The sequence below is a fragment of the Agrobacterium sp. 5Ca50 genome (genome assembly GCF_055381905.1).
Genome location: NZ_AP026438.1, coordinates 2,689,680 through 2,702,058 on the forward strand (window position 1 = coordinate 2,689,680; position 12,379 = coordinate 2,702,058).

Below are 12,379 nucleotides of genomic sequence, written 5' to 3' on the forward strand. Positions count from 1 at the left end.
TTGGCAAGAACGCCGGCATCGCAGCGCAAAAAGCAAACAGACAAACATTCATTGTTTGCCTATAGCGCTTTGCCGGGCATTGCCGATGAAATGCTGGATACCAACGGCAATATTCGCCCCGTCTGGCAGCACATGGTATCGGCGCTGTCGCGCATGCCCGAAAGGGAACTGCACGACCGTTTTGCCAGAACCGACCGTTATCTGCGCGATGCTGGCGTCTTTTACCGTGACTACGGATCTGGCGCCAATATCGAACGCAGTTGGCCGATTTCACATATTCCGGTCCTCATCGATGGCAAGGAATGGGAAAGCGTTTCACGCGGTCTCATTCAGCGCGCCAACCTGCTGGAAGCAGTCGTCGCTGACATCTACGGAGAGAACCGTCTGGTGCAGGAAGGTTATATTCCACCTGCCCTGATTGCATCCAATCCGGAATTCTTGCGCCCCCTCGTCGGCACAAAACCGGAAGGTGGCCATTATCTGCACTTCTGTTCCTTCGAAATCGGCCGTGGTCCGGATGGCAACTGGTGGGTGCTGGCTGATCGCACACAGGCTCCATCAGGAGCCGGTTTTGCATTGGAAAACCGCGTGGCAACAACCCGCGCCTTCTCCGATATCTATGCAGAAACCCATGTGCATCGGCTGGCCTCGTTCTTCGGTGCTTTCCGCGACACGCTACAGGCACACCGCAAACACCCGGAAGAACGAATTGCGGTTTTGACCCCCGGCCCTGCCAACGAGACCTATTTCGAACACGCCTATATCGCTCGTTACCTCGGTTTCATGCTGTTGGAAGGTGAAGACCTGACGGTGGTCAACGGCCGTGTGATGGTACGCACAGTTGCCGGCCTGAAGCCGATTGGCGTGTTGTGGCGGCGCCTGGATGCCTCTTATTCAGACCCGCTGGAACTCGACCAGAATTCGCGCATCGGTACACCCGGTCTGGTGCAGGCACTGCGTGATGGCTCTGTGACCATCGTCAACGCACTGGGTTCGGGCATTCTCGAAACACGCGCCCTGCTATCATTCCTGCCGACCATCAGTCGCCATATGCTCGGTGAAGACCTGCTATTGCCGTCCATCGCCACATGGTGGTGTGGCCAGAAACAGGAGCGTGAACACGTCGCCCGTAACATCGAAAAAATGGTGATCGGCCCTGCCTATTCCCGCATGCCGTTCTTTGATGATAACGGCCAGTCGGTGCTGGGCGCCACCTTGCGCGACACGGCAAAGGATTCCATCGGCGAATGGCTTGCCACCGACGGCAACAAGCTGGTCGGTCAGGAAGTCGTGACGCTGTCCACCACCCCTGCCTTTGTTGACGGCAAGCTGGTACCGCGGCCGATGAGCCTGCGTGTTTTTGCCGCCCGCACACAAAATGGCTGGCAGATCATGCCGGGTGGCTTTGCCCGTATCGGCAGCAGCCCTGACGTGACAGCCATTGCAATGCAAAATGGTGGCACGGCAGCGGACGTGTGGATCGTCAGCGACAAGCCGGTTGAGCGCACGACACTGCTGCCCGCCGAGGAAACATTCAGCCGCAACATGCCGGGCAGCCTGCCAAGCCGTGCGGCAGACAATTTGTTCTGGCTTGGTCGTTACATTGAACGGGCTGAAGGGGCGTTGCGTATCCTGCGCGCTTGGAATGCGCGTTACGCAGAATCTGCCGATCCGCGCCAACCGCTGCTGGCCCATGTCACGAAATATCTCGCCACCACGGATATCGAAATGAGCGAGGCGGTACCCGCCAGCCTGATTGCCAACATCAACAGCGCCATATATTCGGCCAGCAACATCCGTGACCGTTTTTCACCGGATGGCTGGCTGGCGCTGAACGATCTCGCCAAGACAGCGCGTCGCTTCCACGACAATATTGGCCATGGCGATGACGCCACCCATGCCATGACCATTTTGCTGCGCAAACTCGCAGGCTTTGCCGGTCTGGTGCATGAAAACATGTATCGTTTCACCGGCTGGCGTTTTTTGACCATCGGTCGTTATCTTGAACGTGGTCTGCACATGACCCGCCTGCTAGGCCACATGACAGGTCCGGATGCACCGGATGGTAGTTTCGACATGCTGCTGGAAATCGGCGACAGCGTCATGACCCACCGCCGCCGTTATAACGTCAATACCGCCGGCCTGACGGTGACTGACCTTCTGGCGCTTGATCCGCTCAATCCGCGTTCGATCCTGTTCCAACTGAACGAAATCCGCACCGAAGTCGAACAGTTGCCCAACGCTCTGGTCAACAGCCAGATGTCGCCCTTCTACCGCGAAGCCATGCGCATTCATTCAGGCCTTGCCGTCATGACGGCGGAGAAACTCGACGTGGCGCTTTACCGTCAGTTGGAAAAGGACCTCGAACGCCTGTCCGATCTTCTTGCCCAAACCTACCTTGGTTGATGTGTCATGCTTTATGATCTTTCCATGCACATGGGCTATGTCTACGACGCTCCGGCAAGCGGCGCCCGTCACATCATCCGTGTCATGCCTCTGTCGCTGCCAAACCGCCAGCGGCTAATCGCCGGCTCACTGGCCGTAAGCCCGACACCGGATGAAAGAACGTCTTTCTCGGATTTTTTCCAGCAGACGGCAACATCTGTCTATCTGCGCGCCGCCCATGAAAAATTCGACATTCGCATGCAGGCCCGCGTGCAGGTGGAAACACAGCCGCAGCAAGCCGATCTGTCACCGCTGCTGGCACGTCTGCCGGATGACATTTTCAACCACTGGTCACTGGATGCATCATCCCCGCATCATCTGATTGGCACCAGTCCGCGCATTCCGCAGGATGAGGCCATCCATGCCTATGCGCTCGAGACTGTCAAACCTGGCATGACGGTGCAGGAAATTGCCAAGGTGCTGTGCAAGCGCATCCACACAGACTTTACCTATGACCCCAAGGCAACGACAGTCGACACCACACCGAGCGAGGCCTTCAAGCTGAAGCGTGGTGTGTGTCAGGATTTTTCGCATGTGCTGATCATGGCGCTACGCAGCCTTGGCATTCCCGCAGGATATGTCAGCGGATTCCTCAGAACCATTCCTCCCCCCGGCAAGGAGCGGCTGGAAGGCGCAGACGCCATGCATGCCTGGGTGCGGATCTGGTGTGGCACGGTCACCGGCTACATCGAACTTGATCCTACCAACAATATTTATGCCGGCCATGACCACATCGTGGTTGGTTACGGACGCGATTACTCTGATGTATCGCCAGTTATTGGTGTTCTAAAAAGCTACGGCAATCAACAAACTGTACAGGCTGTTGACGTTATTCCGATCGCGGCCGTTTAAGTGTGTTTTTACAAGTCACGCCTGCATTATTTCATGCCAATAACAGCTTATTTTTGCACCAAAATGAGTATCGCTAAAATTTAACCTAACAACTTAAGCCTTCACGAAGACAGCTTGAATTATTTATGCCTCACTAATTAAGGGGCTGAACCATGACTGTGTTCTCGAAAACAATGCCAGTGCTCAATAAGCTGGTTGCCAACAAAGATGGTAACTTCGGCATCCTGACTGCCATTCTCATTCCGGTGACGATTGCCACCGCGGGTGTCGCCCTTGAAATGACCAATGCCATGCAGACGAAGGCGGGTTTGCAGAGCGCTGTAGACGCCGCAACCCTCGCAGCCGCCACCGCTTTCATGCACGAAAACGAAAACCTCTCACCAGAGCAGGCCTCCAAGAAGGCACAGGAATTTATTACCGACGAAGTATCAAAACTTCTCGCACCTGACGCCACTGACGAACAGAAAAAGAAGCAAAAAGAGGAGCTGATGAAGAGCTCCAGCGTCACCGCAAAGGTGGACGAAAGTGTTTCCGGCAAAAACTTCCAGATCACTGCAAACATGAGCTACGGCATGCAGCTCAACCCGCTGATCTCACTGATTTCATCCAAGACCGTCACCATCGGCGTTACCAGCACCGCAGTCAGCAGCATTAACAAGGGTTCGCCTTTGTCGATGTATCTGGTTCTCGACCGTTCGGGTTCAATGTCGTTCAAGACGGATACCATCGACAAATCAAAGTCGTCCTGCGCCAACTATACCGAAAGCAACTGGGGACAGAGCGAATCCAAGGTAACGTCCAGCCCTTGCTACATCAACAAGATCGCGTCGCTGAAAACCGCCGTCAGCTATCTCGTCGACACGCTCAACAAGGCTGACTACAGTTATGTCAAGAATGGCTCGCCTGAATCGAAGCTCGTTCGCACCGGCGCCATCGGCTACAGCGACACGACCTATTCAGCGCAGGCCATGAACTGGGGCACAACGAAAGCAAATGATTACGTCAAAGCCATCCCCGCCTATCCGACAGGCGGCACAAACGCATACACCGCACTAAACAATGCCTATACAGCGTTGAGAAAATCGACTGCGACTGAAGCAGCAGCTCACAAGGGCAATGGCAGCACGTCGTTTGAACGTTACATTGTGTTTATGACTGATGGCGAAATGTCGAGCACAACCATCGACACCAACGTGCGCACCATGTGCCAGACGATCAAAAACGACGGCATCAAGATCTTCTCGGTTGCCTTCATGGCCCCGACCAAGGGTAAGTCTTTGCTACAAACATGTGCATCGAGTGCCGAAAATTACTACGCACCTGAAAACATGGAAGAAATTGTTGAGGCATTCGGCGAAATCGCTCGCAAGATGAACGACGAGACCAGCCGTCTCACCAACTGATACAACAAAAAGCACGAACCACCTTACGGCAGCGGCATCTCCGCTGCCGTTTTCGTTTTGATCATTTATCAAAACGCAAATTGCGGGCTCATGCCGACAAGCAGTTATACTTTTGACATAATAAAATAATCATCCCGAACTGCATTCTTCGCTAAAACGATTATTGCAACGGTTCCGTATCGGTGCATAAATTGCTTCGACTAAGTGTAAGCCAGATCGACAGAATCAGACCCTCCCTCCCTCTCAAGGTGCTGACCAAATAATGATCAATAACCTCTCGCCGGCCGATCTTCCTCTCCCCACTCCGCGCAGTTCCGATCCGGAAATTCTTGCTTCGGAAATCATTGAACGCCTGACATACAGAATCGGCAAAGACGTCAAGGTTGCCAAGCCGCATGACTGGCTGACCGCAACCATTCTCGTTGTCCGTGACCGTGTAATCGACAGGTGGATGGAGTCCACCCGCAAGGTTTACAAAACTGGCAACAAGCGCGTTTATTACCTGTCGCTTGAGTTCTTGATTGGCCGCTTGATGCGCGATGCAATTTCGAACCTTGGCCTGATGCAGGAAATTCGTGATGCCCTGACATCTCTTGGTGTCGACATGGACGTCATAGCGGGGCTCGAGCCGGACGCAGCGCTTGGCAATGGCGGTCTTGGACGCCTTGCTGCCTGCTTCATGGAATCCATGGCAACAGTTGAAATCCCGGCCTATGGTTACGGCATCCGTTACGTTCACGGCCTGTTTCGCCAGCAGATGGCGGATGGCTGGCAGGTCGAACTGCCGGAAACATGGCTCGCCCACGGCAATCCCTGGGAGTTTGAACGGCGCGAAAGTTCCTATGAAATCGGCTTCGGCGGCGCTGTCGAAACCATTGGCGGTTATGATGACGCCCAACGTTTTGTCTGGAAACCGGCCGAGCGTGTTATCGCCATGGCCTACGATACCCCGGTCGTTGGCTGGCGCGGCAAGCGCGTCAATACACTGCGCCTATGGTCGGCCCAGCCGATCGACCCTATTCTTCTCGATGCGTTCAACGCTGGTGATCACATTGGCGCCCTGCGTGAAAGCAACAAGGCTGAAAGCCTGACACGCGTTCTCTATCCGGCAGATGCCAATCCGGCCGGTCAGGAACTGCGTCTGCGGCAGGAATTTTTCTTCTCGTCTGCATCCCTGCAGGACATTCTGCGCCGCCATCTCCAGCAGTACCCGGATTTTACCAGCCTGCCGGACAAGGTCTCCATCCAGCTCAACGACACCCACCCGGCAATTTCGATTGCCGAAATGATGCGTCTGCTGACCGACATTCACGGCCTGGACTTCGATGATGCCTGGGAACTGACCCGCAATACATTCTCATACACCAACCACACCCTGCTGCCGGAAGCTCTGGAAAGCTGGCCTGTGCCGTTGCTCGAGCGTCTCTTGCCGCGCCATATGCAGATCATTTATGCGATCAACGCCAAGATCCTGTTCACCGCGCGCAAGGAAAAGAAGGTCGAAGATCAGCAAATCCGCTCGATCTCTCTGATCGATGAGAATGGCGAACGGCGCGTGCGCATGGGCAATCTTGCCTTCATCGGCTCACATTCCGTCAACGGTGTTTCGGCATTGCACACGGAGTTGATGAAGGAAACGGTATTTGCCGACCTGCATCGGCTCTACCCAGATCGTATCAACAACAAGACCAACGGCATTACCCCGCGGCGCTGGTTGATGCAGTGTAACCCGGGCCTGACTGGGTTGGTGCGTGAAGCTATTGGCGACGATTTCCTTGATGATGCCGAGAAACTAAAGGCACTGGATGGGTTCGCTCAGGACAGTGCATTCCGCGACAAGTTTGCAGAGGTCAAGCGCCTGAACAAGGTGCGTCTCGCCAATCTCGTTGCGCAGCGCATGGGCATTCGTGTCGACCCTTCGGCGATGTTCGACATCCAGATCAAGCGTATCCATGAATACAAACGCCAGCTTCTCAACCTCATTGAGGCGGTGGCACTGTATGACCAGATCCGCTCCCATCCGGAGTTGGACTGGGCGCCACGCGTCAAGTTCTTCGCGGGCAAGGCAGCACCGAGCTACCACAATGCCAAGCTGATCATCAAACTCGCAAACGACATTGCTCGTGTCATTAACAATGATCCTTCCGTGCGCGGTTTGTTGAAAGTTGTTTTCATTCCGAATTACAACGTTTCACTGGCAGAAATCATGGTCCCCGCCGCAGATCTGTCGGAGCAGATTTCGACCGCTGGCATGGAAGCATCCGGTACCGGCAACATGAAGTTTGCACTCAACGGCGCGCTCACCATCGGCACGCTTGACGGTGCAAACGTCGAAATGCTGGAACATGTAGGCGACGAAAACATTGTTATCTTCGGAAAGACAGCTGAAGAAGTCGCTCAGGCCCGCGCGGATGGTCACAATCCACGCGCCATCATTGAAAGTTCGCGTGAATTGTCACAAGCCCTCTCGGCAATCGCCTCCGGTGTGTTCTCTCCGGATGACCGTTCACGGTTCGCAGGTCTGATGGATGGCATTTACAACAATGACTGGTTCATGGTTGCTGCGGATTTCGATTCTTACTCCAAGGCCCAGCGTGATGTTGACGCCATCTGGAGCGACCCGGCTTCCTGGTACTCCAAAACCATCTACAATACCGCGCGTATGGGCTGGTTCTCTTCCGACAGAACAATACGGCAATATGCCTCAGAAATCTGGAGAGCTTGATGAAAAAACCGCTCGATACGCCTGATCCAAAACAGAAGAGTGAAATATCTCAAGCAGAAATCGAGGCGATAACGGGCGGTCTGCATTCCAACCCCTTTGCAATTCTCGGCGTGCATCAAGTCGCGGACGGCTTCGTTGCGCGCTGTTTTATTCCTGGCGCGGAAGCGGTAACGGCTCTGACGATTGACGGCAACGTTGTGGGTGAATTGACCTGCCGCGATCCGGCCGGTTTCTTCGAAGGTCCGGTCAGCCTGACGTCGAGGAAAGCCCTGAGATACCGTGCACTGCGTGGCGATGCGGAGTGGGCAGTCACCGACCCCTACAGCTTCGGTCCTGTACTTGGTCCGATGGATGATTATCTGGTCCGTGAAGGATCGCATCTGCGCTTGTTCGATAAGATGGGTGCACACCCGCTCAAGTTCGAAGGGGTCGAAGGATTTCATTTCGCCGTCTGGGCACCAAATGCCAAGCGGGTGTCAGTGGTGGGCGATTTCAACAATTGGGATGGCCGACGCCATGTCATGCGCAATCGCGCCGATACCGGCATCTGGGAAATTTTTGCACCAGACGTTTATGCCGGCTGCATTTACAAATTCGAGATTATTGGCGCCGATGGTACCCGCCTTCCATTGAAGGCAGACCCTTATGCCCGCCGCGCAGAACTGCGCCCTAAAAACGGTTCTATGACAACACCTGAACTGGTCCAGAAATGGGAAGATCAGGAGCATATGGAGCACTGGGCCAAGGTTGACCAGCGCCGTCAGCCAATCAGCATTTATGAGGTGCATGCCGGGTCGTGGCGGAGGCACAAGGACGGTGGCATGCTGAGCTGGGATGAAATGGCCGCAGAGCTCATCCCCTACTGTGTCGACATGGGTTTTACCCATATCGAGTTCATGCCCATTACCGAACACCCTTATGACCCGTCCTGGGGGTACCAGACCACCGGTCTTTTTGCGCCATCGGCGCGGTTTGGAGAACCGGAAGGATTTGCCCGCTTCGTAAACGGTGCCCACAAGGTTGGTCTCGGCGTTATCCTCGACTGGGTTCCGGCCCACTTCCCAACCGACGAACATGGCCTGCGCCAGTTCGATGGCACCGCCCTTTACGAGCATGCCGACCCGCGTCAGGGCATGCACCCCGACTGGAACACCGCAATCTATAATTTTGGACGCGTTGAGGTGATGTCATACCTCATCAACAACGCTCTCTACTGGGCGGAAAAGTTCCATCTGGATGGCCTTCGTGTCGATGCCGTGGCCTCAATGCTTTACCTCGACTATTCCCGCAAGGAAGGCGAGTGGATTCCCAATGAATATGGCGGGCGCGAAAATCTCGATTCCGTACGCTTCCTGCAAAAGATGAACGAGCTGGCCTATGGTGCCAATCCAGGCATCATGACCATTGCCGAAGAATCCACCTCTTGGCCCAAGGTCTCGCATCCGGTGCATGAAGGTGGCCTCGGCTTTGGCTTCAAGTGGAACATGGGTTTCATGCACGACACGCTGAGCTATTTCGCACGCGAGCCGGTGCACCGCAAATTCCACCATCAGGAACTGACCTTCGGCCTTCTCTATGCTTTCACCGAAAACTTCGTGCTTCCTCTGTCTCACGACGAGGTTGTGCATGGCAAAGGGTCGCTGATTGCCAAGATGTCAGGAGATGACTGGCAGAAATTTGCCAATTTGCGCGCCTATTACGGCTTCATGTGGGGTTACCCCGGCAAGAAGCTGTTGTTCATGGGACAGGAATTCGCCCAGTGGAGCGAGTGGAGTGAAAGCAAGTCACTCGACTGGAATCTGCTGCAATATCACATGCATGAAGGCATCCGTCGCCTCGTCCGCGACCTCAACCTGACCTACCGATCAAAAGCGGCACTACATGCCCGTGACTGTGAGCCGGAAGGCTTCAACTGGCTGGTGGTCGACGATCAGGAAAACTCTGTTTTTGCCTGGCTTCGTTCGGCACCGGGTGAAAAGCCGGTTGCGGTGATTTGCAATCTTACCCCGGTCTACCGTGAAAATTATTATGTGCCGCTGCCAACGGCTGGCCGCTGGCGCGAAATATTGAATACCGATGCCGAGATTTACGGCGGCAGCGGCAAAGGAAACGGCGGCAAGGTACAAGCCGTCGATGCGGGAGGGGCCATTGGTGCGGTGCTGACATTGCCGCCCTTGGCCACAATCATGCTGGAACCAGAAAACTGACAGCACACACATGAAGGCCCATGAGGGAGGACGAACATGAGCGAAAAAAGAATACAGCCTCTGGCACGCGATGCTATGGCCTATGTGCTTGCCGGTGGGCGTGGAAGCCGTTTGAAGGAACTCACCGACCGACGCGCCAAGCCTGCGGTTTATTTTGGCGGCAAAGCCCGCATTATTGATTTTGCACTGTCCAATGCCTTGAACTCAGGTATTCGTCGCATTGGTGTGGCCACACAATACAAGGCCCATTCGCTTATTCGCCACCTGCAACGCGGCTGGGACTTTCTGCGTCCGGAACGAAACGAAAGTTTTGATATTCTGCCGGCCAGCCAGCGCGTGTCAGAAACGCAGTGGTACGAGGGCACCGCCGACGCCGTTTTCCAGAACATCGACATCATCGAGCCCTATGCACCTGAATACATGGTCATTCTGGCTGGCGATCACATTTACAAGATGGATTATGAATTGATGCTGCAACAGCACGTCGATTCAGGCGCGGATGTCACCATTGGCTGCATGGAAGTGCCGCGCATGGAAGCAACCGGCTTCGGTGTCATGCATGTTAATGACAAGGACGAAATCAGCGCATTCATCGAAAAACCAGCCGATCCGCCTGGCATTCCCGGCAACGAGGATTTCGCGCTGGCCTCGATGGGCATTTACGTCTTCCATACGAAATTCCTGATGGAATGCCTGCGTCGCGATGCCGACGATCCCAATTCCAGCCGCGATTTCGGTAAGGATATCATTCCCTATATCGTGGAAAACGGTAAGGCCGTGGCGCATCGTTTTGCGCAATCCTGCGTCCGTTCCGATTTTGAACGCGCTCCTTACTGGCGCGATGTTGGCACGATCGATGCCTACTGGCAGGCCAATATCGACCTGACCGATATTCTGCCGGAACTGGATATCTACGACAAATCATGGCCGATCTGGACCTATGCGGAGATTAACCCGCCAGCCAAATTTGTCCATGACGACGAAGGTCGTCGTGGTTCGGCCATTTCCTCGCTGGTGTCAGGCGATTGTATCATCTCCGGTTCGTCGCTTTACCGCAGCTTGCTGTTCACAGGTGTTCGCGCCAACTCCTACTCGCGTCTTGAAGGTGCGATCATTCTTCCGAAGGTTACCATTGGCCGCCATGCGCGTTTGACCAATGTGGTCATTGACCATGGCGTGACCATTCCGGAGGGTCTGATCGTTGGCGAAGACCCGGAAATGGATGCAAAACGCTTCCGCCGTTCCGAGAACGGCATATGCCTCATCACCCAATCCATGATCGACAAGCTGGACGTGTAACACCTATGAAAGTTCTTTCGGTTTCATCCGAAGTCTACCCGCTCATCAAAACCGGTGGCCTTGCGGATGTTGCAGGCGCCCTGCCCCTTGCGATCAAATCGCTGGGGGTGGAAACCAAGACCCTTATTCCGGGCTATCCGCCGGTCATGTCGGCGATCAAGGATGCTCGCAAGATTGCGACCTTCGATAATCTGCTGGGTGAAACCGGCAACATTCTCGAAGTTACGCATGAGGGTCTGGACCTGCTGGTGCTGGACGCACCCAGCCTGTTTGCGCGCTCGGGCGGGCCGTATCTTGATGCGACCGGCAAGGACTATCAGGATAACTGGAAACGTTTCGCCGCACTGTCGCTGGCGGCGGCACAAATCGCCACCGGAAAAATGCCCGGCTGGCAACCGGACATTCTGCACGCCCATGATTGGCAAGGTGCCATGGCACCGGTCTATATGCGATATGGTGAGGCACCGGAAATTCCAAGCCTGCTGACCATCCATAATATCGCCTTCCAGGGCCAGTTCGACGCCACTATTTTCAGTCAGTTGGGTCTGCCAGCCCATGCCTTCATGGAGGCTGTCGAATATTACGGTTCCGTCAGTTTCCTGAAAGGTGGTCTGCAAACCGCGACTGCGCTGAGCACTGTCAGCCCATCCTATGCCGAGGAAATCCTCACACCAGAATTTGGCATGGGCCTTGAAGGGGTAATTGCCAGTCGCGCCGATGCCCTGTTCGGTATCGTCAACGGCATCGACACGCAGGTTTGGAACCCAGCCACCGATACTTTGATCGCGGACAATTTCAGCCAGGCAAACATCAAGGCGCGCAGCGCCAACAAAGCCGCCGTCGCGTCGCACTTTCGCATCGATGAAGACGACACGCCACTATTGTGCATCATTTCCCGTCTGACCTGGCAAAAAGGCATCGACCTGATGGCCGAAGTCGCCGATGAAATCGTTGATATGGGTGCACGGCTTGTGGTGCTGGGTGCTGGCGATATCGCACTGGAAGGTGCGCTGCTTGCGGCATCTTCCCGCCACAATGGCCGCCTAGGCGTCGCTATAGGCTACAATGAACCACTTTCACATCTCATGCAGGCAGGTTGCGACAGCATTATCATCCCTTCCCGTTTTGAGCCTTGTGGCCTGACCCAGCTTTATGCCCTTCGTTACGGTTGCGTGCCCGTTGTCGCCCGTACGGGTGGCCTGAATGACACGGTTATCGATGCTAACCCGGCAGCCCTAGCCGCCAAGGCAGCGACCGGCATTCAGTTCTCGCCCGTGTCGGCCAACGGTCTTCGCCAGGCATTGCGCAAGACATTGCGCTTCTACAGTGAACCGAAACTATGGACGCAAATCCAGAAACAGGGCATGAAATCAGACGTATCGTGGGAAAAAAGTGCAGGCCTTTATGCCAACCTTTATTCCCGTCTTGCTTCGAAAGGCAATTGAACA

The 12,379-nt window shown here is 55.0% G+C and carries 7 protein-coding genes; all 7 read left to right on the forward strand.

Going from position 1 to position 12,379, the window contains the following annotated elements; translation table 11 throughout:
- The 7 genes from ACZ5FM_RS13080 to glgA all read left to right on the forward strand — a co-directional run bounded on the left by ACZ5FM_RS13080 (position 1) and on the right by glgA (position 12,376).
- Entirely contained in the window at positions 1–2,406 is a 2,406-nt protein-coding gene (locus ACZ5FM_RS13080; protein ID WP_192488078.1) for a circularly permuted type 2 ATP-grasp protein, read from the forward strand.
- A 6-nt stretch (positions 2,407–2,412) separates the two neighbouring features.
- The gene (locus ACZ5FM_RS13085; RefSeq protein WP_250982235.1) at positions 2,413–3,297 is read left to right on the forward strand and encodes a transglutaminase family protein; all 885 of its coding nucleotides are present in this window, start codon (positions 2,413–2,415) and stop codon (positions 3,295–3,297) included.
- Between the two features lie 152 nt (positions 3,298–3,449).
- Positions 3,450–4,700, forward strand: a complete 1,251-nt coding sequence (locus ACZ5FM_RS13090; protein WP_464038900.1) for a TadE/TadG family type IV pilus assembly protein — start codon at positions 3,450–3,452, stop codon at positions 4,698–4,700.
- Positions 4,701–4,962: 262 nt separating this feature from the next.
- Positions 4,963–7,425: a glycogen/starch/alpha-glucan phosphorylase gene (locus tag ACZ5FM_RS13095; protein ID WP_464038901.1), complete on the forward strand. Its 2,463-nt coding sequence runs from the start codon at positions 4,963–4,965 to the stop codon at positions 7,423–7,425.
- A complete protein-coding gene (glgB, locus tag ACZ5FM_RS13100; RefSeq protein WP_192488075.1) occupies positions 7,425–9,632 on the forward strand; it encodes a 1,4-alpha-glucan branching protein GlgB in 2,208 nt (735 codons plus the stop codon). Before ACZ5FM_RS13095 ends, glgB begins: the two co-directional genes overlap by 1 nt.
- A 36-nt stretch (positions 9,633–9,668) precedes the next feature.
- Positions 9,669–10,931: a glucose-1-phosphate adenylyltransferase gene (gene glgC, locus ACZ5FM_RS13105; protein WP_259142766.1), complete on the forward strand. Its 1,263-nt coding sequence runs from the start codon at positions 9,669–9,671 to the stop codon at positions 10,929–10,931.
- Between the two features lie 5 nt (positions 10,932–10,936).
- Positions 10,937–12,376 carry a glycogen synthase GlgA gene (gene glgA, locus ACZ5FM_RS13110; RefSeq protein WP_464038902.1) on the forward strand — a complete coding sequence of 480 codons (1,440 nt, stop codon included), beginning with the start codon at positions 10,937–10,939 and terminating at the stop codon, positions 12,374–12,376.
- The last annotated feature ends 3 nt before the right edge of the window (positions 12,377–12,379 follow it).